Annotated in this window: 17 protein-coding genes and 1 pseudogene; 3 read left to right on the plus strand and 15 right to left on the minus strand. The window is 64.3% G+C overall.

Annotation, left to right across the window (positions count from 1 at the left end; all coding sequences use genetic code 11):
• Nucleotides 1–11: 11 nt before the first annotated feature.
• From FJ986_RS13010 to FJ986_RS13065, 13 genes and pseudogenes are all read right to left on the minus strand, one after another.
• Nucleotides 12–1,271, minus strand: a complete 1,260-nt coding sequence (locus FJ986_RS13010; RefSeq protein ID WP_140500672.1) for a cysteine desulfurase-like protein — start codon at nucleotides 1,269–1,271, stop codon at nucleotides 12–14.
• Nucleotides 1,272–1,282: 11 nt separating this feature from the next.
• On the minus strand, nucleotides 1,283–2,272 hold the full coding sequence (locus tag FJ986_RS13015) for a pyridoxal-phosphate dependent enzyme (protein ID WP_140622704.1): 990 nt from the start codon (nucleotides 2,270–2,272) through the stop codon (nucleotides 1,283–1,285).
• A gap of 14 nt (nucleotides 2,273–2,286) precedes the next feature.
• Complete coding sequence (locus FJ986_RS13020; RefSeq protein WP_140672446.1) at nucleotides 2,287–3,273, minus strand: ornithine cyclodeaminase family protein; 987 nt, start codon at nucleotides 3,271–3,273, stop codon at nucleotides 2,287–2,289.
• 11 nt (nucleotides 3,274–3,284) lie between these two features.
• Nucleotides 3,285–4,409 carry an aminotransferase class I/II-fold pyridoxal phosphate-dependent enzyme gene (locus FJ986_RS13025; protein ID WP_140672447.1) on the minus strand — a complete coding sequence of 375 codons (1,125 nt, stop codon included), beginning with the start codon at nucleotides 4,407–4,409 and terminating at the stop codon, nucleotides 3,285–3,287.
• 20 nt (nucleotides 4,410–4,429) lie between these two features.
• Entirely contained in the window at nucleotides 4,430–5,239 is an 810-nt protein-coding gene (gene hisN, locus FJ986_RS13030; RefSeq protein ID WP_140500676.1) for a histidinol-phosphatase, read from the minus strand.
• Entirely contained in the window at nucleotides 5,226–5,960 is a 735-nt protein-coding gene (locus tag FJ986_RS13035) for an ABC transporter permease (RefSeq protein WP_140663445.1), read from the minus strand. The genes hisN and FJ986_RS13035 overlap by 14 nt, the downstream gene beginning before the upstream one ends.
• On the minus strand, nucleotides 5,957–6,655 hold the full coding sequence (locus FJ986_RS13040) for an ABC transporter permease subunit (RefSeq protein WP_140500678.1): 699 nt from the start codon (nucleotides 6,653–6,655) through the stop codon (nucleotides 5,957–5,959). The genes FJ986_RS13035 and FJ986_RS13040 overlap by 4 nt, the downstream gene beginning before the upstream one ends.
• Nucleotides 6,656–6,732: 77 nt before the next feature.
• Nucleotides 6,733–7,524 (minus strand): transporter substrate-binding domain-containing protein, encoded by a 792-nt coding sequence (locus tag FJ986_RS13045; RefSeq protein WP_181181877.1) that lies wholly within the window; start codon nucleotides 7,522–7,524, stop codon nucleotides 6,733–6,735.
• Nucleotides 7,525–7,549: 25 nt separating this feature from the next.
• On the minus strand, nucleotides 7,550–8,314 hold the full coding sequence (locus tag FJ986_RS13050; protein WP_140500680.1) for an ATP-binding cassette domain-containing protein: 765 nt from the start codon (nucleotides 8,312–8,314) through the stop codon (nucleotides 7,550–7,552).
• 129 nt (nucleotides 8,315–8,443) lie between these two features.
• Entirely contained in the window at nucleotides 8,444–9,925 is a 1,482-nt protein-coding gene (locus FJ986_RS13055) for a PLP-dependent aminotransferase family protein (protein WP_140674456.1), read from the minus strand.
• Between the two features lie 223 nt (nucleotides 9,926–10,148).
• Nucleotides 10,149–10,259, minus strand: a pseudogene (locus FJ986_RS30795) (integrase); the annotation flags it as partial.
• Nucleotides 10,260–10,410: 151 nt separating this feature from the next.
• Nucleotides 10,411–11,742, minus strand: coding sequence for an aspartate aminotransferase family protein (locus tag FJ986_RS13060; protein ID WP_140500682.1), 1,332 nt, complete (start codon nucleotides 11,740–11,742; stop codon nucleotides 10,411–10,413).
• A gap of 97 nt (nucleotides 11,743–11,839) precedes the next feature.
• Entirely contained in the window at nucleotides 11,840–12,817 is a 978-nt protein-coding gene (locus FJ986_RS13065) for a LysR family transcriptional regulator (RefSeq protein WP_140500683.1), read from the minus strand.
• Nucleotides 12,818–12,935: 118 nt separating this feature from the next.
• Here FJ986_RS13065 and FJ986_RS13070 point away from each other — a divergent pair, with 118 nt between their 5' ends.
• The 3 genes from FJ986_RS13070 to FJ986_RS13080 are packed head-to-tail and all read left to right on the plus strand — an operon-like array spanning nucleotide 12,936 to nucleotide 19,416.
• A complete protein-coding gene (locus tag FJ986_RS13070) occupies nucleotides 12,936–15,383 on the plus strand; it encodes an FAD-dependent oxidoreductase (RefSeq protein WP_210241333.1) in 2,448 nt (815 codons plus the stop codon).
• Nucleotides 15,380–17,845, plus strand: coding sequence for an FAD-dependent oxidoreductase (locus FJ986_RS13075; RefSeq protein WP_140674461.1), 2,466 nt, complete (start codon nucleotides 15,380–15,382; stop codon nucleotides 17,843–17,845). The genes FJ986_RS13070 and FJ986_RS13075 overlap by 4 nt, the downstream gene beginning before the upstream one ends.
• A gap of 14 nt (nucleotides 17,846–17,859) precedes the next feature.
• Nucleotides 17,860–19,416 (plus strand): trimethylamine methyltransferase family protein, encoded by a 1,557-nt coding sequence (locus FJ986_RS13080; protein ID WP_224684688.1) that lies wholly within the window; start codon nucleotides 17,860–17,862, stop codon nucleotides 19,414–19,416.
• 80 nt (nucleotides 19,417–19,496) lie between these two features.
• Here the strand turns inward: FJ986_RS13080 and FJ986_RS13085 are convergent, their stop codons facing one another.
• Together FJ986_RS13085 and FJ986_RS13090 are read right to left on the minus strand one after the other, a co-directional pair.
• Nucleotides 19,497–21,023, minus strand: a complete 1,527-nt coding sequence (locus FJ986_RS13085) for an ABC transporter permease subunit (protein ID WP_210241334.1) — start codon at nucleotides 21,021–21,023, stop codon at nucleotides 19,497–19,499.
• Nucleotides 21,010–22,062, minus strand: coding sequence for a betaine/proline/choline family ABC transporter ATP-binding protein (locus tag FJ986_RS13090; RefSeq protein ID WP_181181882.1), 1,053 nt, complete (start codon nucleotides 22,060–22,062; stop codon nucleotides 21,010–21,012). Before FJ986_RS13090 ends, FJ986_RS13085 begins: the two co-directional genes overlap by 14 nt.
• Nucleotides 22,063–22,156 lie beyond the last annotated feature (94 nt).

The raw sequence follows: 22,156 nt of genomic DNA on the forward strand, positions 1-22,156 counted from the left end.
GCTTTCCCCCGTCAGGCTGCCAGCCGGGCGACGGCCAAAACGGCCTGGTCGACCTCGTCTGCTGTGGTGTAATGCGATAGGCCGAGCCGAGCGACGCCGCCTTGCTCGCGCAGGCCGAGCAGGCCGGAGGCTTCATAAGCGTAGAAATCGCCGGCCCAGCCGAAGATGTTTTCGCCCGCCAGCGCGGCTGCGATCTCCTGCGGCGACCTCTTGGCCAGCCGGAAGCTGAAGGTGGGCACACGGGCGTCCAGCCGGTTGCGGCTGGCGATGCCGCAGAGCTTGAAACCGGGAATGCCGGCAACACCCGCCAGGAACCGGTCCATCAGTCCGGCTTCGTAGTCGGTCGCCGCCTCCAATCCCGCCACGATGCGCTGGCGCAGCGGCGCGGCAACGTCGACGCCGGCGCACTGCTCGCCGAGCCAAGCGATGTGCTCGATCGCCGCCTGCGTGCCGGCCTGCGCCTCGAAGGAGGGAGTGCCGGGGGTGTGGCGCCACGGCATGTCGAAGGAGGCGGGCCGCACCTTGAGCGGCGTGAGCCGGTCGCGCAGCTCCGGCCGTATATACATGACCCCGGCGTGCGGACCGAAGAACTTGTAGGCAGAGCATGCGAGCAGGTCGCAGCCGATCGCCGACACGTCGAGGGCCAAATGCGGCGCCGACTGCACGGCATCGACCATGGTGACGGCGCCGGCAGCTTTACCAGCAGCCACGATACGGGCAACGTCGTTGACGGTGCCAAAGATGTTGCTCGCGTGATTGCAGGCAACCAGACGCGTGCGCGGGCCGATCAGTTCGTCCAGCATGTCGTAGCGATATTCGAAGGTTTCGGTATCGAACTCGAGCCAGCGGACGGTGACGCCACGTTCCTCGGCTGCGATGATCCACGGGCCGACATTGCCATCATGGTCCATGCGGGTAAGCACGATCTCGTCGCCCGGTTTCCAGTCGCGTGCCACCATGCGCGAAAAATGGAAGATCAGCGAGGTGCTGTTGAGGCCGAAGACGATCTCGTCCGGCTGTGCACCGAGCAAGGCGGCCGCCGCTGCATGCGCTCCCACCAAGATGCGGTCGCTATCACGCGAGGTGTGGAAGGCACCGCCCTCGTTGGCGCAGCTTCGCAGCATCACCTCGCTCATGCGCTCGACCACGCGTGCCGGTACTTGCGAGCCGCCCGGCGCGTCGAGATAGATACGTGGCTTGCCGTCGTCGGTGATCGCCAGCGCCGGGAAGGCCCCGCGCACCGCCTCGATGTCCCATCGTCCAGTCGTCATGGAATTCCCTTTCAGGTCGGTCGCACCGCCGCGATCGCGGCCGTCAGTTCGTCGTAGTCGAAATTCCCGCCGCACAGCACGATCGCATTGACTTGGCCGCGGTACCGTTCCGGGTGCTTCATCAGCCCTGCCAGCGCTAGGCCGGCTGCACCCTCGACCAATAGATGCTCTTCGATCGCGAGACGGGCGAGCGCGCCGGCGATCTCGGCTTCGGAACAGATGACCACATCGTCAACGACCGACCGGGCGAGGCCGAGCGTGACTGAATCCTCATCCATGCCGCCGGCGACGCCGTCGGCCAACGTCGGCAAGTGCTCGACATCGATCACCTTGCCCGCTTCCATCGACGCTGCCAGCGCCATGCTGTTGGCGGCCGCGCAGCCGATGATCCGCGTGCGCGGACTGAAGGCCTTCATCACGGCACCGATGCCGCCGATCAACCCGCCGCCGCCCATGGCGATGAAGACATTGTCGATACGCGAATGCTCTTCCAGCAGTTCGAGCCCGATCGTGCCCTGGCCAGCAACAACGTCGGGATCGTTGTACGGAGATACGTAGACGAGTCCCTTCTCCTCGCCCAGGCGGCGCGCGTGCGCCTCGGACTGGCCGCTTTCGTCGCCATGCAGGATCACGTCGACGCCAAAGGACCGTATGCGCGCCAGTTTGGCCTTCGTGACATTGTGCGGAAGCACGACCGACAATTTTCGGAACAGGCGCGACGCCGCGAAGCTGGAGGCTATGCCGTGGTTGCCGGACGAGGCGGTGACGAACGGCCGGCCCCCGGTCGCATCGTCCATCGCGGTCAGCTTCGAGAAGGCGCCTCGCGCCTTGAAGGAGTTGGTGAACTGGAAATTTTCGCATTTGAACAAAACGGTGCTACCGATCGCGTCGCCGACGGCGGACGCGCCCAGCAGCGGCGTCTTCGCGATGTGGCCGCGGATGCGGGCATGCGCCCGCACGGAACGCGCGGCAGCGGCGGCGATGTCACCTTCGTTCGACATGGTTCTGTCCTGGGTCAAGAGTTTGCGGCTGTGCCGGCGCTCGCGAGAATGGCGCTGGCGATTGCCGCGTCCTCTGCGCCGAGGCCGGTCAGGTCGGCGATGCTGATGTCACCAGGCTTGCGCGTCAATGAGCCAGTCCGCAGCGATACGCCGATCTCACCGATCCGCTCTGGCTCGACGAGGCCGGCCGCGATGGCATGAGCGAACTCGCCATGGTCGATGCTCTGCAGGGCCGAATCGGCGAGCAACGTGTTGGCGCGCGCGACCAGCGTATTCTCCAATTCCTGTTTGCCGGGCGCATCGGCTCCGATGGCTGTAATGTGCGTGCCGGGCGCGATCCATTCAGCGCGCACCAGCGGCGCGGTCGCGGGCGTCGTGGTGACAATCACTTGTGAATCGGAACAAAGGTCGGCGAGCGAGCCGACTGGCGATACCTGGAGGCCAAGGTCGGCCACGTCGGCGGCGAAGCGTCCCGCCGCCGCTGGCGAGCGGCCCCATAACGCGACCGAAAGCGGCTCGCCGTGAGCCAGCGCTCGCAGCGCGCGTAACTGCATGCGTGCCTGGGTTCCGGTGCCGACGATGCCGAGGCGCGTCGCGCCCTTAGGCCAGCACAGCCGGGTCGCCAGCGCGCCGGCATAGCCAGTGCGCCAGTCGGTCAGCATGCCTTGGTCGAACAGCAGCGCTACCGGTTCGCCTGTCGTGGCCGACAGCGCCACCATCATGCCGTTGCCGCTTGGAAGGCCCTTGGTCGGATTGTCGTAGAACCCAGTCGCGACTTTGACGACGAAGATCGACGCGCCCGATACATGGGCGCATTTCACATGGCAATCGCCGTTCGCCGCCGCGAATCCCATGTGGACGACGGGCGGCTGCTGGACTGCCCCGGCGCTGTAGGCGACGAGGCTTTCGCGAACGGCCGCAATACCGGCGGCGTGGTCGAGCCGCCGCAGGATCTCCGCCCGGTCGAGGATGAGCGGCATGTTTGCGGCTGGCCTAGCCATGGTCGTTCCGTTCAGGCCGCCGAGCGGGCAAGGCCGCGCAGGAAGAGCTGCACACGTTCCAACCCGCCTTCCAGGACATGCGCCGGCGCGCCGATGCCGACGCGGAAATAGCCGTCCATGCCGTAGACGTCGCCCGGCGCGACAAGCACGCCCTGCTCGTCCTTGACGCGATGCGCCAGCTCGGTCGAATTTATCGGCAAGTGATAGCGCACGAATGCCATGCCGCCTGCCTGCGGCGGCGCCAGCGAGACCAGCCCCTCGTTGGCGCGGACCCAGCGCACCATCATGTCGACATTGCGTGACAGGAGGTCCCGGCTGCGGTCGAGGATCGCCTTGCGGCGCGCCGGCTGCAACACCATCGACGCGACCAGTTCGCTGACCGCGCCGGTAGTGATGGAGGTATAGTCCTTGCGCTGCCAGGAGGCATAGATCTCGGCAGCGGGGCCGACCAGCCAGCCGATGCGCAGGCCCGGCATCGCCATCGCCTTCGACAGGCCGCCGGTGACGATGGCTTTCTCATAAAGGTCGACGCTGCTCGGCGGCTCGAGGGTACCGTATTCGGCTCCCTTGTAGACCTCGTCCGTATGTAGCCAGATGCCGTTGGTGCGTGCGATGGCCACAATTTCCCCGAGCAGGTCCGCCGGCACCACGCGTCCGGTCGGATTGTTGGGCGTGCAGAGCGTGATGACCTTGGTGCGGGGCGAAATCGCCGCGCGGATGTCGGCCGGATCGGGCAGCCAGCCCAGTTCCTCGCGCAGCGGCACATCACGTACCACCGCCCCGAGCGCCTTCGCCCATCCCCTGATCTGCAGGTAGTTGGGGACGACGACGATGATCTCGTCGCCCGGCTCCAGCAGCGTCATCGCCATCAGAAAATTGGCTTCGGCCGAGCCGTTGGTAACCATCACCTCGTCGGCCGTACGATTCTTGTATGTGGCCGCGATCGCCTCGCGAAGGACGACGGCACCGTTCGTCCAGCCGTAACCGAGTTCGGCGGCAAGCACCTTTTCGCGTTCCTCCGGGCTCAGCAGTTCGTTGAGCGAATAGGGGTGCACCCCGCTATCGGAGAGGTTGTACTCGACGATGTTCTCGTAAAGCGACTGGATGCGTTCGAGGGTGAATTCTTCGATCTGCATGTGTGTACGATTCCTCTTCTTCAGGAAGCCGCGCGGGCCGGTGAGGTCGCGTTGGCCAGGATGCCTAGCACAGTTCTGTGCAACTCAGGTGTGGCGCTGGCCACGACGGAACGGCGGCCGGAACGGATCGTCAGCTCGCCGCCCTGCCAGTCGGTCATGACGCCACCGGCGTTACGCACGATCGGGATCAGTGCGCAATAATCGAAGGCGTCCAGCCCCCCGTCCACATTGATGTCCAGCGCGCCGTCGGCGACGCGGCCATAGGCATGGCAACCGCCGCCATAGACGCTCCAGCGCACCTGGCGGCGCAGCCTCTTGTAGGCGGCCGTATCCTTGTCGTCGAAGGATTCCGGGTTGCCGTTGCCGACAAGGGCCTCGCTAAGGTCCTGGCAGGCGCGCGTGCGTACGGGCTTGCCGTTGAGGGTGGTCGGCGAACCGTCGGCGCCCAGCCAGCGCTCGTTGGTGACGGGATTGTCGATGACCCCGAGCATGGGAACGCCGTTGCGGGCCAGCGCGATCAGCGTGCCGAAGGTCGGAATGCCGGTGATGAAGGCTTTGGTGCCGTCGATCGGATCGATGACCCAGACCCATTCCGCGTCGAGGCCGACGGACCCAAATTCCTCGCCGAGGATGCCGTGGTCGGGATACGCCTCCTGGATGCGCGCGCGCAGCCTCTCCTCGACCTCCCGGTCTACCGCGGTGACAGGGCTTGCATCGCCCTTGGAAACGAAGCCGTGTTGCTCGCTGAGCGCTTCCTGGATTGTCGCCCGGCTGACGTCTGCCAGCGAACCGGCGAAAGCCGTAAAGGTCTTGGGGTCAGATGCCGGCATTGTCGGCTCCCTCTATGAGTGGGGTTGCGGGTTCGCCCAGAGGACGCGTGTGTCGTGAAAGCCTGTATTCGAGGGCGCGCAACGCCGTGGTGAGCACGTAGGTAATGGTGAGGTAGATAAGCGCCGCGGTGATGAAGAGCTCATAGGGCGCGAAGGTGCGGGCGACGATCGTGTTGGCGGCGCCGGTCAGCTCCATGACGGTGATGGTCGAGGCGAGTGATGTGGATTTCAGCATGCTGACCACCTCGTTGCCGTAAGCCGGCAGGGCGATGCGGAAGGCGCCCGGCAGGATGGTCGTGCGGTAGGTCAACGCCGTCGACATGCCGCAGGCACGCGCCGCCTCGATCTCACCGGCTGGCACCGCCTCGATGGCGCCGCGCAGGATGTAGGCGGTGTAGGCGGCCGTGTTCAGGCTGAAGGTCAGAATGGCGCACACCCAGGCCTGGCGCAGATATGGCCACAGAAAGCTGTCGCGAACGACCTCGAGCTGGGCGAGACCGTAATAGACAAGGAAGATCTGGACCAGGAGCGGCGTGCCGCGGAAGAAGTAGATGTACCAGTGCAGCAGGAGGCGCACCGGCGCCGGGCCGCTGACGCGCAGGATGGCGACGGGAAGTGCCACCGCCATGCCGCAGAAGAGTGAGGCGACGAGCAGTTCGATCGTCGTGACGGTGGCCGACAGCAGCGCCGGCAGGCTCTCGACCATAAGCTCGAAGTTCATCGCGCCAGCTTCCTCTCGCCGCGCGTCGCACGCCGTTCCAGCGCGTCGACAATCGAGGTGTTCAGTATGGTGAGCAGGAGGTAGATCAGCGCTGCGGCGAGGTAGAAGCGGAAGGGTTCGCCATTGACCTGCGTCGCCATGGTGGAGATGCGCATCAGCTCCTCCAGCCCGACGATGGAGATAAGCGACGTGTCCTTGATGAGCGAGATCCAGTTGTTGCCGAGGCCGGGCAGCGCGTAGCGCCACATCAGCGGCAGGCGGATGTGGATGAAGCTGGTCGCGGCCGACATGCCAAAGGCATCTGCCGCCTCGATCTCGCCCTTGGGAATGGCGAGATAGGCGCCGCGCAGCACCTCGGCCGCGTAGCCGCCGAAGACCAGGCTGAGCGCGAAGACGCCGGCCGGCATCGCCGGCACTTCGAGAAAGCGGATGCTGGGGTCAATCATCTTCGCCAAGCCGGTCAGGGCCACCGTGCCGCCGAAATAGGCGATGAGGATGATGAGGAGTTCGGGCGTGCCGCGCACGACCAGAGTGAAGCCCCGGCCGATGGCGCGCAGCACACAGTTCGAGGAGAGCTGTGCCAGCGCGCCGAGAATGCCCCAAACGAGGCCGACCGCCAGCGACAGCAGCGCGACCTCGACGGTGGTCATCAGCCCGCGCGCGACCTCCAAACCCCATCCCTGGAAAATGTCCATCTGCCGCTCCTGCGGTGGCAAGAAGAAAGACGCCGGCCATCGGGTGAAATGGCCGGCGATGAACCGTACGGCTCGGCCTAGTTCGATGCCGGCAGCACGCTGAACGACCAGTACTTGTCGTTGATGGTCTTGAACGTGCCGTCGTCGATCATGGCCTTCATCGCCTTGTCGAGCTCGTCGCGAAGGCCGGCATCGTCCTTGCGCATGCCGATGCCCACGCCTGGCCCGAAATACTTCACGTCCTTGATCTCCGGACCGATGAATTTGTAACCCTTGCCTCGGTCCTTGTTGAGGAAGTCGTTGGCGAGCTTGATCGGGCCGGCGAAGACGAGATCGGTCCGCTTCGAGGTCAGGTCGAGCAGCATGTTGTCGGCCGTGTCGTAGAGCTGGATCGTGGCCTCAGGAAAGTCGTCTCGCATGTAGTTCTCGTAAGTTGAGGCACGCTCGATCCCGATGGTCTTGCCCTTGAGACCATCGGGGTTGGGCTTGCCGTCGTTCGTCAGCGGCTTGGCATCGCTTCCGTCCGGACCGACGAACCGGGCGGTGGAGGAGCGGTACGGGATCGAAAAGTCGATGCTCTTCTTGCGCTCGTCGGTGATCGACATCGACGCGGCGAGAAGATCGAACTTGCCGGCGACAAGGCCCGGAATAAGCGAATCGAAAGGCATGCAGACAAAGGAGGCGTCGGCGCCGAGGCGCTTGACAACTTCCTTCGCGACATCGATGTCGAAGCCGCGCAACTCGCCGTTCGCGTCCTTGTAGTTGAACGGCGGGTATGTGCATTCACTGCCGACGCGCAGGTCGCGCGCCGAGACCTGCGTGGCGAAGGCGGCGAGGCCGGCCGCAAGCATCAAGACAAGTTTTTTCATCATGTTCCCCTGTTGTTTGTCCTGTTCAAAGAACGCGCTGCAGGAAGGCCCGGCAGCGCGCCGATTGCGGATCGCCGAGAACCTGTCCCGGCGGGCCGCGCTCCTCCACCATGCCCTGGTGGAGAAAGAGCACCTCGCGCGAGATCTCGCGCGCGAAACCTATTTCATGGGTGACGACGATCATCGTGCGTCCTTCTTCGGCGAGCGTGCGCATGACCGAGAGCACCTCGCCGACCAGTTCCGGGTCGAGCGCGGAGGTCGGCTCGTCGAACAGCATCAGCTTCGGCTCCATCGCCAGCGCGCGGGCGATGCCGACGCGCTGCTGCTGGCCGCCGGAAATATGCGCGGGGTAGTGGTCGCGCTTCTCGAACAGCCCGACCTTGGCGAGATAGGCCCCGGCTCGCTGCCGGGCCTCCTGTTTGGACAGGCCGAGCACCTTCATCGGTGCAAGCATCACGTTGTCGAGCACGGTGCGCTGGCTCCACAGATTGAAGCTCTGGAAGACCATGCCGATGCGGCTGCGGATGCGATTGATCTGGCGCGCATTCAGCTTCGCGCGCCCCGAACTGCGATCCAGCGTCAATTCCTCGCCTTCCACCGCGATCGTGCCGGCGTCGGGAATTTCCAGAAGATTCATGCAGCGCAGGAAGGTGCTCTTGCCCGACCCGCTGGCGCCGATCATGGTGATCACGTCATGGGCATGGGCGACCAGGTCGACGCCTTTCAAGACTTCCAGAGCGCCGAAGCTCTTACGGATGTTATTTGCCCGCAGAACGGTGTTTTGGTCCATGTCCACTTGGTGCCCTTGCCTCCCGATCGGCTGGACACGGAGATTGTCCCGGAAGCGCGGCTGCCCAAAGAGCCAATTTCGCCGACGGGCAGCGGACCAATTCCAGTCCCGTGGGCTGTGAATGCGTCGTCAACCGTGTTCGAGGATAGTCTGCGCGAGGATGTCGACGCAACGCGGGATGCGGCGGACCGACGTGTTGCCGAAGCCCAGCACAAGACCCTTCGGCTTGGTTTCCCGGCGTGCGTAGCGCGAGAGTGGTGGGCAGTCCAGCCCCTTCTGGAGCAGTGTTCGCGATACGGCCACGTCGTCAAACGGTTCGCGTGCGTGGACGGTCAGGTGCAGGCCGGCGTGAACGTCGGGAACGTCGAAGCCGTCTCGCAGCTTTGCGCGCAGGCATTGTGTCAGGCAGGCGGCGCGATCGCGGTAGATGGTGCGCATACGCCGAAGGTGCGAGGCGAGTCGCCCCTGGTCCATGAAGTCGGCGACCAGCGCCTGGTCCGGTAGCGGTGCGTAGAAGGAGAAAATACGCTGGGCGAGGGCGAACGCCTCGACCAGCGGCATCGGCGCGATCAAATAGGCGAGCCGCAGGCCGGGCGCCAGCATGCGGTTGAACGAGCCGGCATAGATGACCCGCCGCGGATCGCGCGCGTAGAGCGTCGTCTGCGCTTCGCCCGACCAGCGGATCTCGCTATTGGAATCATCCTCGAATATCCAGCCGGGCCGGTCCGCCGCCCAATCAAGCAGCTTTTGCCGGCGATCCGCCGTCATCGTGCAGCCGAACGGCCATTGCTCGGTCGGGGAGACAACGGCCATACGCGCCTCTCGGACCATCACGCCGGCGGCTTCTGTATCGAAGCCTTGCCTGTCGAGCGGGGCGGGAACGGTGACAAGGCCGAAGGCTTCCAGCGTGGCGATCTCGGGCATGTGGCAAGGATCCTCGACCAGAACGGTGTCGCCGCGGTCGAGCAGAACATGAGACGCGAGAGCGGCCGCTTGCAGCGTATTGCCGATGACGATGATCTGTTCGGGACGACAGTTGATCGCTTTAGCCTCCGCCAGATAGCCCGCGATGCGGGTGGCCAGCAGTGGCGCGCCGCGCGAATAGTCATAGCCGGTGTGGGCGCTGGCGTGCTCGCGCCAGCGGCGGCTAGCGATCTGAGCGAACTCGTCATAGGGGAACTCGTTCAGCGCCGGCACGCCGGCGCTGAGATCGTAGGTCTCGATGCGTTCGGCTGGCAGGTTCATGTCGAGCAGCGCCTGGCCGCGGCGCGAGGGTGCCGGGAGCGCATTTGGACCTGACACCGGTATGACCGCCGTCTCGGCTCGGGGGTGATTGTCTTCCGGCAGCATGGTTTCGACGAAGGTGCCGGCGCCGATCCGACGTGCGACATATCCCTCCGTGGCAAGTCGCTCATAGGCGAGGACAACGGTGTTGCGCGAGAGCCCGAGTTCCTCGGCCATGACGCGGCTTGGCGGCAGGCGCGCTCCTGGCGCCACGATGCCATCCCGTATCCAGCGGCGCAACTGCTCGAAAAGTTGCTCGTTCAACGGCGTGCCACGGCTGCGGTCGAAGACGATCCTGTTCCAGCTGGGATAGTTGAAAGCGTGCATGTCTGTTCACCGGCTACGGCGGGACCTCACGAGCGGCGACGCAGCCATAAGGATGATCTTCCTATCGAATTGAAATCACCCTATCACATGACGAACGATGAGCAGAAAGCCTTCTCTGCATGCGTCGAATGCCAGCTTTCAGCCACTGGCAGCGTTCACCAAATGGCCGAGATGCACGCGCAAATTGTTCACGGCTCCACTCGTGAAGTGGAGCCGCTCTTGATCACACCTCAGTTGCCTCGGCAAGTTCGAGAGCATCTTCTACATCGACTCCCAGATAGCGGACCGTGTTCACGATCTTGCTATGACCGAGCAAAGACTGGATGGCTCCCAGAGGATAACTGACCTCAATCCAACAAGCATGTTTCTGACAGCTCAGCCTCCGCACGTCGACAGAGCCGGTTTGGGCGGGCCCGGTCCTTTCCGAATGATTCTCTCTGCTGCTCAGCCGCCAAAGGTTTGTGCCCCTCCGAGCACAGGAACCGTTATTGACCGCTGAATGCCGCAAAGCTTTTTTCGAAGCGGTCGACGACATCCTCGATATCGGACATTGCTAAGCAAAGCGGCGGACACATGCGGATGACATTGCGGTACGGTCCCGAGCGGCTGGCGACGAGCCCGTTGCGGCGCGTTTCCTCGAAAATGGCGAGCGTCTCCTCCGGCGCCGGCTCTTTCGTCGCGCCGTCCTTGACGAGTTCGATCGCAAGCATAAGCCCACGGCCCCTGATATCGCCGATGATTGGAAAGCGCTCCTTCATGTCGTTAAGGCGACCCTTGAGCACCGCGCCAACATCCCGGGCGTTCTCCTGGAGTCGTTCCTCTTTTATGACCTTTAGCACGGCTCGGCCGGCCGCGCATGCCACCGGATTGGCGCCATAGGTGTGGAACAGAAATTTATCGGCCATGGATTCAGCGACATCTCGCTTGGCGATGACCGCGCCGAGCGGGATGCCGTTGCCCACACCTTTGGCGATGACGACGATATCGGGCACAATGCCATGGGATTCAAACGCCCAGAAGGCATCGCCGGTTCGGGCGACACCGGATTGCACTTCATCAATGATACAGAGACCGCCGGCCGCGCGGACACGCTCGACAGCGCCGGCAATGTAGCCCGGCGGCATCGGCACGATGCCGCCATAGCCCTGCACCGGCTCGATAATCATGCCGGCCAGCCCGCCGCTGGTTGAACTCGCTATGGCGCGCTCGACCTCGTCGAGATAGGGCTGCAAGCCTTCGCCATGAATGCCGCGATACTGGTTGGGCTCGGCCACGAAAGTGACCCCGCCAAGCTGGGGCACGGGATGGCGAAAACCCGCTATCCCGGTCACCGACTGCGCGCCGAAAGTGGCGCCGTGATAGCTCGAGGCAAGCGCCAGCATGTCGATGTTGCCGGTATGCGAGCGCGCCATCAGCAGCGCAAGATCGATCGCTTCGGCCCCGCTGTTGGTGAAATGTACGACCCAATCGTGACCGGCCGGCATCGTTGCCACCAGTTCCTCCGCGTACTGAGCCGGAACCGGGTGGTAGAACATCGTCGTGCAATGCGTCAGTTCCGCCAGTTGCTCGGTGGCCGCCTTGACCACCTGCGGATGCGCGTGGCCGACCGAGATGCAAAGATTCATGCCGAGCAGGTCGATGTATTTACGATCCTTCTCGTCCCAGACATACTGGCCCTTGCCGCGCTTGAGGATCAGCGGGTCCTTGTAAGGTACGAACTTGCGCTGCGTGGCCGAATAGAAGCGGTTCCGCCGATCGACGATGGCCTCGGTCGACCAGTCGATGTCCAGGTTGGAATGGACGTGCGGAGCGTTCATGCCGTGTCTCCCGTGTTGCGAACTCCTGGATTGAAAACACGGAATGCGCGGCGCGCACACCGCCAAACCTCCTTATCAGGATAACTGATGGAGTTGATTAGTCATGCGACGAGGGGCGATCGACGGCATAGCAGTCGGCGGGAAGGCCAGGCAGGCGGGTGCTGATCGCGTTGGTCAGCACTTCCGCGGTACGCGTGGCGAAAGCCTCGGGGAGGTTTCCGAGCTCCCGCTCGCGCGCGACCAGAAGGATGTTGCGCGACAGCCCGGTGAACGGCAAGGGATGGACGTCAATCTCCATACCCTCCGCCAGCCCGTCGATGAGCAGGGTCGGCGTCAGGATCGCAAAGCCCATGCCGGCCGCGACCGGCGCCATCACCACGCTGGAGCGGTCACCTTCCATAGCACGCGGGATCTCGATGCGCAGGCGGCTCAGATGCTGGTCGACGCGCAGGCCAACCGGCGTCTCGCGCGAGAAGCGCACGAAGGCGAGCTTCTTGGAGAGCTTGACGATGTCACCGACATCGCCGGCAAAACCCTTTGGCGTCACCAGCAGGAATTTTTCGGTCATCACAGGATAACGTGTCAGTCCCTCAATCTCGAACAGCTCGCCGGAGGTGACGGCGAGGTCGGCGCGGCGGGCCCGCAGCAAGGCGACGTGGTCGGTCGCCAAACCCGCGAACAGGCTGAGCTCGGGAATGCCGAAACCCTTGCGGGCAAGGACCGAAAGCGCCGGCGCCAGCGTTGTCGCGATCGACGCCAGAAGCGCGATGCGCAACAGCGGCAGCGGTGCTGCATTGACGCGCCGCGCGTCGGTGCGCAGGCCCTCGACCTCGGCCAGTATGGCAACGGCGCGGCGATGCAGCGCGATGCCGGCTTTGGTGAGCTCGATCGGCCGCAAATTGCGATCGATCAGGCTGACGCCGAGCGCGCTTTCCAGGTTCTTCAGATGCTGCGAAGCGGCCGATTGCGTCATGCCCAGCATCTGTGCCGCCTGGGTGACGTGCCTGGTCTCGACGATGGCGACGAAAACCTCGATCGATCGGAAAAGGTTGAAATCGAAACTGCCGCTCTTCACCCGCAACTCCGCCCGTGAAGCATCATAAGTTTTCCTAATGTTGCGAATTTGGGTTGAGCGCAAGTGGTTTAGCGGGAAAAGATCGCGCTGTTCCAATCCAGCGAAGGTATCCCACAAGGTGAATGGCAGCACACGCATCGTGATCATTGGCGGCGGTGTCATTGGCCTCGGCATAGCTTATCACCTTGCCGAACTGGGCGTGAGCGATGTCGTCCTTCTGGAGCGCCACCAACTGACCAGCGGCACATCCTGGCACGCCGCCGGAATCGTCGGTCCGTTACGCGCCAGCCTCAACCTGACAAGGCTGGCGCAATATGCGACCGAGCTGTTTCCACGCCTCGAGAAAGTGACGGGCCAGGCGTCCGGCTACCGCCGCACCGGCGGCCTGTGGCTGGCGCGACGTGCGGAGCGCATGGACGAACTGAAGCGCATCGCGCATTTGGGCGATGTCTGCGGCCTCACCGTTGAGATTGTCGATCAGGCGGGCGTGGCCGAGCACGTGCGCGGCATCGTCACCGATGGCGTCGAGGGCGCGCTGCGGGTCGAGGAAGACGGCCAGGCCAATCCAGTTGATATCTGTGCGGCCTATGCAAAACGGGCCCGCGCCGCCGGTATCCGCATCCTCGAGGGGTTAGCCTGTTCGGGCATCGTGACCCGCAACGGCCGGGTCGCTGGCGTCAAGCTGGCCTCCGGCGCCACCATCGATTGCGAGACCGTCGTCAACTGTGCCGGCGCCTGGGCGCGCGATATCGGCGCGCTCGCCGGCGTTCCTGTGCCGCTGCAGGCCGTCGAGCACATGTATGTCGTGACGGAGCCGATCGCCGGCCTGCAGGATCCGTTTCCCATCCTGCGCGACCTCGACGAAGGCATCTACATCAAGGGTGATTCGGGCAAGCTGGTGCTGGGCGGCTTCGAGCCGAACGCCAAGCTCTTCGACGTTCGCGGACCGGTTGGCGACAGGCCATTCCTCGAACTGCCCGAGGATTGGGAGCAGTTCGAGCCTTTCATGTCGGCCGGGCTGAAACTCCTGCCGGCGCTGTCGCAGACCGGCATCAGGCACTTCATGAATGGCCCGGAGAGTTTTACCCCCGACACGCGGCCGCTGATGGGCGAGTCGCCCTATCTGCGCGGCTTCTATGTCGCCGCCGGCTTCAACTCGACAGGCATGATGTCGTCGGCCGGCGCCGGCAAGGCCATGGCCGAATGGATCGTCGACGGCGAGCCCAGCCTCGATCTGTGGGCGCTTGACATCGCCCGCTTCGACCGCGCCGCCGCGGCGCGCTCTTTCGTCGGCGCCAGGATGGAGGAAGCGGTTGCCGACCTCTTCCGCATGCATTGGCCTTACAAGCAGGCCGCCGCCGGGCGCGAGGTGCGGCGTTCCGCCTTTCACCGTACGTTCGCCGAAGCGGGTGCTGTGTTCGGCGCGCCGACCGGCTGGGAGCGACCGCTCTGGTTCGGCGGCACGGAGACGCGCGGCTATTCCGTCGGCGCTCAGAAATGGTGGAGCCCGGCCAAGGCCGAAGCCGAGCGAATGGCGCAAGGCGTTGGCCTGTTCGAGCTTTCGCCCTTCACCAAGATCGATGTGCGTGGACGCGACGCGATCCAGCTGATGCAAAGCCTGTGCGCGGGGGACGTCGACAGGCCCGAAGGCCGCGCCGTCTATGCGCAGATGCTCAACGCACGCGGCGGCATCGAGGCCGATGTGACGGTCACGCGAGTCGACGAGCACGGCTTCCGGGTTATTTCAGGTGCCGCGACCAGACAGAAAGATTTTGCCTGGATCGCGCGCCATGCTGAGGATCTTGGTCTCAACGTCTCGGTCTTCGACGCCACGTCCGCGGAGGCCGTTCTCGGGGTCATGGGGCCGAATTCGCGGGCGCTGCTGCAGAGCCTGACTGACGTCGATCTTTCGGACGCAGCCTTCCCGTTCTCGACTTCGCGCCGCATCGACATCGGCACCGCGAATGTGCGGGCGACCCGAGTCAGCTTTGTCGGCGAGCTCGGCTTCGAGCTTTATGTGCCGGTCGAACACGCCGAGAGCCTGCTTGCCATGATCGTCTCAGCGGGCGGCGCCCATGGCCTGACCTTTTGTGGCCACTACGCGCTGGATGGCTGCCGGTTGGAAAAGGGCTATCGCCATTGGGGCCATGATATCGGGCCGAAGGACACGCCGCTGGAGGCGGGCCTGTCCTTCGCGGTGTCCTGGAAGAGGGATGATTTCATCGGCCGCGATGCCCTGCTGAAGCAGAAGGCCGATGGCCTGAAGCGCCGGCTCATGCATTTCGCCGTCGACGGCGACAATCCGCTTCTGCTGCATGACGAACCGATCTATCGCGACGGCAAACTTGCCGGGTTGACGACGTCAGGTGGCCTCGGCGTTCGCACGGGGCTCAGCCTTTGCCTGGGCTACGTTGCCTGTGATCCAGGCGAGACGAAAACGCAGCTGCTTGCCTGCGACTACCAGATCGCGGTGGCCGGTGCGCGCTACAGGCTGCGCCCACTCGACAAGCCACCCTATGACCCAACCGGATCGCGCATGCGCGTAAGCGCGGAGGAAAATTCATGAGACAACAGGCCCGCGTGGTCGTTATCGGCGGCGGCGCCATGGGCGTGTCGCTGCTCTATCACCTGGCCAAGCGCGGCTGGAGCGATGTCATGCTCGTCGAGAGGCAGGAGCTGACAGCAGGCTCGACCTGGCACGCCGCCGGGCTCTGCACGCATTTCGCCCACAATGCGACGATCATGGAGATGCGCGCGCATTCGGTGCGGCTCTATCGCGAAATCCTGACCGCCGAGACCGGGTTGCCGACAGGTTTCCACCCAAGCGGCGCATTGCGCATTACGCGCTCGCCGGAGCGCATTGACGAATTCCGCCATGTGCAGGGGCTTGGCCGGTTCGTCGGCCATGACTTCCACATTCTCAGTCCCGATGAGCTCAAGCAGATCTATCCGCTCTGCCATACCGACGGCATCATCGGCGCGATCTACGAGCCCAATGACGGTCATGTCGATCCGACGCTGGCGACCAACGCAATGGCCAGCGGCGCGCGCTCGCGCGGCGCCGAGATCGTGCGCCACAATCCGGTCCTGGCAATCGAGCGCAAGCCATCGGGCGAGTGGCTGGTCCGCACACAACAGGGTGACATTGTCGCGGAGCATGTGGTGAACGCGGCCGGCACATGGTGCCGCGAGATTGGCGCCATGATGGGGCTCGACCTGCCCGTGGTGCCGATGCTGCACCAATATGTCGTGACCGATACCGTCCCCGAGATTGCCGACCGGATCGCCGCCGGCGCCAAGGAACTGCCGATCATCCGCGATCCGGAAGAAAGCTGGTATCTGCGCCAGGAGCGCGACGGCTTTATCGTCGGCCCCTATGAAAAGTCGGCTCACCCCTGGGCGGTCGATGGCGTGCCACCAGAATTCGGCATGGACTTGCTGCCGCCCGACCTGGATCGGGTCGAGCACATCATCGCGCTGGCGATGGAGCGTGTCCCGGCACTCGCCAATGCCGGCATCAAGACGGTGGTCAACGGGCCGATCACCTTCACGCCGGATGCCAATCCGCTGGTCGGTCCGGCATTCGGCCTCGGCAATGCCTGGCTGCTCACCGGCTCAAGCATGGGCGTGATGGAAGGCGGCGGCGCCGGTCGCTTTCTCGCCGACTGGATCGTCGACGGATCACCGCCAATGGATGCGCTTGCCATCGACCCACGCCGCTTCGGCAATTATGCCGACCGCGACTATCGCATCGACAAGGCGGTGGAAGGGTTCGGCCTGCAATTCGGCATCCACTATCCCAACGAGGAACGCGAGGCCGGCCGCCCGCGCCGCACGACGCCGGCGCTCGAACTTCAGAGAAGCCAGGGGGCAGTGCTGGGCGCCGCCTATGGCTGGGAGCGGCCGAACTGGTTCGCTGCCAACGGCGCCGACCGTGACCCGCCACTGACCTTCCGCAAGCCCGGCTGGTTCGACGCGGTGCGCGGCGAGTGCCGTGACGTGCAGGCCAGCGTCGGCGCCATCGACCTTTCGGCCTTCTCCAAATTCGAGATCGGCGGACCAGGCGCCAGCGCCTTCATGGCTTCGCTCGGCGCCAACCGACCACCGGAACGTCACGGCCGCATCGGGCTCATTCACGCGCTGACGGCAAAGGGCGGCGTGGCGTCGGAATTTACCGTGACCCGACTCGGCGACGATGGGTTCTACTTGACCAGCGCAGCACTTGCGGAGCGACATGACGAAGGTCTGCTACGCTCACGCGCCGCAGCCTTTCCAGGTGTGACGATCGACAACGTCACCGAGAGGCGCGGCGTGCTCGGCGTGATGGGGCCGCGTGCCCGTGACCTCTTGGGAAAGATCTGCGAAGCCGATCTATCGAATGCTGCATTCCCCTGGCTTTCCGCGCAGATCATCCGCGTGGCCGGCATCAAGACGGCAGCGCTCCGGGTCTCTTATGCCGGTGAGCTCGGATGGGAACTGCACGTTCAGTTGGCGCAGTTCGGCAAGCTCTACGAAGCGATCACCAAGGTCGGAACGCAGTTCGACCTGCGTCCGTTCGGCATCTACGCGCTCAACGCGATGCGGTTGGAAAAAGGTTATCGTGCTTGGGGCGCCGACCTGACCACCGAACGTACGCCGCTGGAGGCTGGGCTGGGTGCGCTGGTCAAGACTGACAACCGGACGTTCGTCGGCCGTGAGGCGATGCTGGAGCGCATCGGCGAAAGCGCCTGGTCCATGCTGCTGCTCGAGATCGATGACGACGGCGAGAGGCTGCCGTTCTACGCCCACGCCGTGATGCAGGCGGGGCGCCCGGTCGGGGTCGTTACCTCCGGCAGCCACGGCTTCCGCACCGGCAAGACCGTTGCGCTCGCCTATCTACGACCCGGTGTTGCGGCTGAAGGCCTGACCGTCTCGATCCTCAGCAGGGAACTGACGGCACGGGAGCTGAAGAAAGCGCCTTACGATCCGGACAATCTGCGGCTGCGCGGCCTTCAGGCCGATGCGCCGGCCGCCTTCATGCCTGCCTGATCACGGAGACGAAAATGGACAAGGACGCGATGATCGACGCTCCAGCGCCACGAAGCGGGGGCCGAGCGGGAAGGCAAGGCCAGCGCCTGGCCCAGCAGGCGCCGCGGCGTCCCTACATCAGCCGGCGGATCGGCACGTTCAATATCCTCGACGAGGAAGGCCTGAGCTTGATCGAGGCGAATGCCGACCGGCTGCTCAAGGAGGTCGGCATGGAGTTCCATGACGATCCCGAGATCCTCGACATCTTTCGCGATGCAGGCGCCGACGTGCAGGGCACCAGGGTTCGCTTCGAGCCCGGCATGTGCCGCACGATCATCCGCGCCACCGCGCCTTCGCAATTCAAGCAGCACGCCCGCAACCCGGCCAACACGGTGGTGATCGGCGGCGACAACACCGTGCTGTGTCCGTCGTGGGGGCCGCCCTTCGTCCACGATCTCGATCGCGGACGGCGCTACGCCACGATCGCGGACTTCCGCGATCTGGTGAAGATCCATCAGATGATCCCGCATCTGCATCATTCGGGCGGCGTCGTTTGCGAGCCTGTCGACCTGCCGGCCAACAAGCGTCATCTCGACATGCTCTACACCCACATCCGCCATTCGGACCGTGCCTTCATGGGCGCGTTCATCGGTTCGAGGCGAGCACAGGACGCGGTTGACATGGCCAAGATCGTCTTCGGCGAGGAGTTCGTCGCCAACAACGCTGTGCTCTACAACGTCTCCAACACCAATGCGCCGCTGGTGCTCGACGCCAACATGTCGGGTTCGCTGAAGGTCTGCGCCCGCAACAACCAGCCGGTCGCCTGCACGCCATGGACGCTGGCCGGCGCGATGAGCCCGTGCACGGTCGCCGGCACGCTGGCGCAGGTGCTGGCCGAGGCGCTCGCCTGTCTCAGCCTCGTACAGCTGATCAACCCCGGCGCGCCCTGCCTGATGGGAAGCTTTGCCAGCACGATCTCGATGCAGAGTGGAGCGCCGACCTTCGGGACGCCGGAAGCGGGCAAGATGGTGCTCGCCTGCGGGCAGTTGGCGCGTCGCGTCGGCGTTCCGTTCCACACCGTCGGTTCGCTGTCGGCCTCAAAGCTTCCCGACGCACAGGCCGAGCAGGAAGCGACATGGGGCATATTGATGTCGATGTTTGCCGGCGCCAACGTGATCAACCACGCCACCGGCTGGCTCGAGGGCGGACTGGTCACCGGTTTCGAAAAGACGGTCATCGACGCCGATCTCTGCGGCAAGGTCGCCAGCCTGTTCGAAGGCATCGATCTGTCGCTCAATGCGCAGGCGATGGAGGCGATCGAAGCGGTCGGGCCGGGATCGCATTTCCTGGGCAGTGCGCATACGCAGTCCAATTTCCTCTCGGCCTTCTATCGCTCCACCAGCAGCGACAACAATTCCTTCGAGCAATGGAACGAGGACGGCCGGCTCGACGCCGCGCAACGCGCCAACCGGCAATGGAAGAGGCTGCTCGACGACTACCAGGATCCGGGGCTCGATCCGGCGATCGACGAAGCGCTCCAGGCCTTCATCGCCAACCGCAAGGCCAGCGAGCCGGACCAGGCTTATTTCTAGAGCCGGTACCGCATCTTTGATGGCCCGTTCGTGGAATGTTGACCGGCCGAGCTCCACGAGAAGATCGTTCCCAAACGGCTTTATCTGGTTCGTCCTTGCACGATACGGTCGATGATCATGGCGCAGAGAAGTATGGCGAAGCCCGCGAGCAGTCCCTGCCCGACAGCTGCGTATTGAAGCGCATTGAGGACATCTTCTCCCAACCCTTTGGCGCCGATCAGGGAAGCGATGACCACCATTGAAAGGCACATCAAAATGGTCTGGTTTATGCCGGCCATGATGGAAGGCATCGCTAGCGGGAGATCGACCCGGGTCAGGAGAAACCATCTTGTTGCACCATAGGCTTGCGCGGCCTCTCTAATGGCCGGCGGGACACCCTGCAAACCGAGCGCAGTCAGGCGCACCACTGGCGGCGTACCGAAAATCAGCGTGGCGATGACGCCGGGCGGCTTGCCGATGCCGAACAATGCGATCACCGGGATCAAATAGACAAATGCCGGCATGGTCTGCATGAAGTCGAGCACCGGCCGCACGGCGGCATAGACGCGCGGTCGGCGCCCGCACCATATCCCAAGCGGAATTCCTATCGCGAGGCAGATAATGGCCGATGTGCCCAACAGGGCGACTGTTTCCAGGCTCTTTTCCCAAAAGCCAAGCACGGCAAGATAGGCGAGCGCAGCCGCGGTGAAGATGGCGACGCGCGGCCCCGCCAGTTGCCAGGCCAGGGCTAGAATGATCGCCATTGTCACTGGCCAGGGCATGCCCGTCAGTCCATAGGCCAAGGCATCGAGCACCAACGATATTGCGCCTGTGATGCCGCCGAAAAAGCCCTCCCCGAGATGCGACACCGCTCCCATCAGGCTGTCCAGACCCGATGACAACGCGGCCTGCCACTCGCGATTCGAGGGCGCGGCAATCAGCCAGACGGCTGGTGTCGGCGCGGCGAAGCGATAGACCGAAAGCCCATAGGCTGCGATGCAGAAGGCAAGGGCGCATAGCGCCAGCGGATGATTGAGCCCGCGCTGAAGCGTCGGGTTCGAACGCCAGCGCGCGAAGCGCCGCTCCAGCATCCGGTTGGCGAGGAAACCGGCGATCAACCTGGCGAAGAGCAAAGTGACAATGCCGGACCCAATTACAACCGGCGCCTTCGCTTTTGCGGCGTCGGCCCGCATTCTGGCCGTGTTGGCAGCTTTCTCCAGAGCGGCCGCTGATGATTTCAGGCCAGCTGCATTGTCCGCCCCCGCTGCCTCGGCGGCCTTTGCCTGTTCCGCGCGCACCTGTGCCTGCTTGGTGACGCGTTCGGCGCGTGCTTGCTCCCCGGCGCCGAGGTTGCCAGCCGCGCCGATGCCGATCTGAACCACCGCAAGCGTCTCCAGGAAGAAGATGAGCCAGAACAGAAGTGTGATGCCTCGGGCAGCGGCCCACACCGGTCCAAGCAGCGCGGCCGCCAGGTTGAACGGCCAGACGGCACCGGAAGCCCGCCGGATGCGGGCGAACACATCGATATAGTAATCGGGGTTGCGGAGGACGAATTCTCGTACGAGTCCTTCCTCTACCGGTTGGGCGTGCTCTATCGATTGCACAGCGACAGGATCATGGGCGTTCACGGATTTCGCCCTTTCGCAGACCGTGGAGCAGGATCTGCCTGTCGACGATGCCGACGACAGACCCACCGGGATCTGTCACAGCAAGCGGTGCGGCATCCCGTGCCGCGAGTTCGACGAGTTCGGCCAGGGATTCTCGAGAATCCACCCTGCGCAACCGCTCGACGTCCAATTCCGGATGAGACCGGCTCTTGAAACTCTCGACCGACTCCATGATGCGCCCGGCGGTGATCACCTTCAGGCGCGAGATGTCGGCGACGAATTTCGCGACATAGTCGTGCTTCGGAGATGTGACGATCTCCTCGGGCGTGTCGGTCTGGACGATGACGCCATCTTTCATGATCGCGATGCGATCGCCGATCCGGATCGCCTCGTCGAGGTCATGGGTGATGAAGATCACTGTCTTTCCCATCGAGCGCGAGAGGGCCAGGAACTCGTCTTGAAGTTGCCGCCTTATCAAGGGATCGAGCGCGCTGAATGGCTCGTCCATGAGCAGGATCGCTGGATCGGCAGCCAAAGCGCGGGCGAGGCCGACGCGCTGCTGCATGCCGCCTGAGAGCTCATGGCAGTAGCGATCCCCCCAGCCCGACAGGTTCACCTTGGCAAGTGCCGCCTCGGCCGCGTCAAATCTCCGCTGCTTGGTCGCGGCTTGGATCTCCAGCGGGAGCGCGACGTTGTCGCGTACGGTGCGATGCGGAAGCAGACCGAAGCTCTGGAACACCATGGCGATCCTGCGAGACCGCAATGCCCTCAACTCAGCGGGCGACTTGGCCATGACGTTTTCACCGTCGACGAAAATCTCGCCGGCGGACGGCTCGAGCAGGCGGTTTATATGGCGGATCAATGTCGATTTGCCACTGCCCGACAGGCCCATGACGCAGAAGATTTCACCCGGCCGAACCGAAATGTTGACGTTGGCGACGCCCACGACACATCCGAAGCGCCTGGCCACTTCGTCCTTGTCGAGGCCGTCGCGCAAAACCGCCACAATCGCCTCTGGCGCGCGGGCGCCAAAGATTTTCCAGACGCCCTTCAAAATGATGGCGGCACCGTGGCTTGCCGCGTCTCCGCAGTCCGCCAGGCCGGGTCCTCTCGGCGCAATGATCGGTGCGGTGTCCACCGTCTACCGCTCCCGT

This window comes from Mesorhizobium sp. B1-1-1 (assembly GCF_006442955.1).
Taxonomy (GTDB): domain Bacteria; phylum Pseudomonadota; class Alphaproteobacteria; order Rhizobiales; family Rhizobiaceae; genus Mesorhizobium.